Annotated in this window: 1 pseudogene; it reads right to left on the reverse strand. The window is 45.4% G+C overall.

The annotated features are described in order from the left end of the window. Positions 1-1032, reverse strand: a pseudogene (vcrV, locus tag R8269_RS26285) (type III secretion system needle tip protein VcrV); the annotation flags it as partial.

Raw genomic sequence — 1032 nt, forward strand, 5'->3', positions numbered from 1 at the left:
AGTGCTTCCTTTTGCTCGTTACGTTTTTCTAAGCGATTTACGCGACGCTCGTTTAATGCAAACAGCACTTGTTCATCAAAACGGTCACCAATACTGGACTCAACGACAGCCAACAAATCGCGAGCCGTCAAAGAGTGCTCTGCGCGAACCTCAAGATCCTTTTTCTCTTGCTCGGTGATGTTGAGTAGACGATCTTTCAACGCACCTAAGTTCTTGCGTAATGTTTCGTAACGTTCGATAAACGAGGCGCCTGTCGACTCACCCTTCAGCATTTTTTCAAACTGGAAACGGATGTCTCGTTCCGTATTGTTTTTTATCAGCTCAACCTGATCCGCAGAGATTTGCGTTTTTTGGATATCGGCAATCGCTTTATCGTTGTAAAAAGCATCGATTTCGGTGTGAATAAGACTTACTGCAAAATTCGCAAACAAGCTTGAAAGCGTCAAAGAATCCGAGCTTTTGATGATGGCATCTAACGCTTTTCGTAAATTTTCAGTCCCAGCGGTTTCACCGTAAGCCGCAGTAAACTGACCTTTCACTTGCGTCGCCATTTCGCTTAACGCTTCGCTAAGCTGCTGTTTAGAAATGCCTGGCGTCCACGTAATTCTTTTCGCTAATTGGTCCGCGTCATCTTTAGTTAAAGTGATACCTATCTGGTTAAAAGCGTTCTGCAATTGCGTCGAGACGTTCGTAACAAAATTCGCTTCGGTTAGCAGAAAATCAGATGCTTTGAGCTGTGCCAGATTCATCGATGGCAAATGAGCAAACGCATTGCGAAGGAACGAAGATGCGCTCTCACGAACCACGCTAGAACTCATTTGACGCGCCAAATCATCAACAAATGAGGCAATATCCCCAGTCGCTGATTTCAGCTCTTCAGCGCTTAACTTTGCAATCTGCTGCGCTTGCGTGCTTTCGGTTCCAAGCTGAAATTGAGTCACAAACTGAGTCGGCAATGACGCATCCACTTTGTCCGTAAGCTGTTCGGCAAACCAAGTTCGGAACTGACTTGCCAATGCATTGTTCATCTGC

The sequence above is a fragment of the Vibrio sp. Vb0667 genome, from assembly GCF_033391095.1.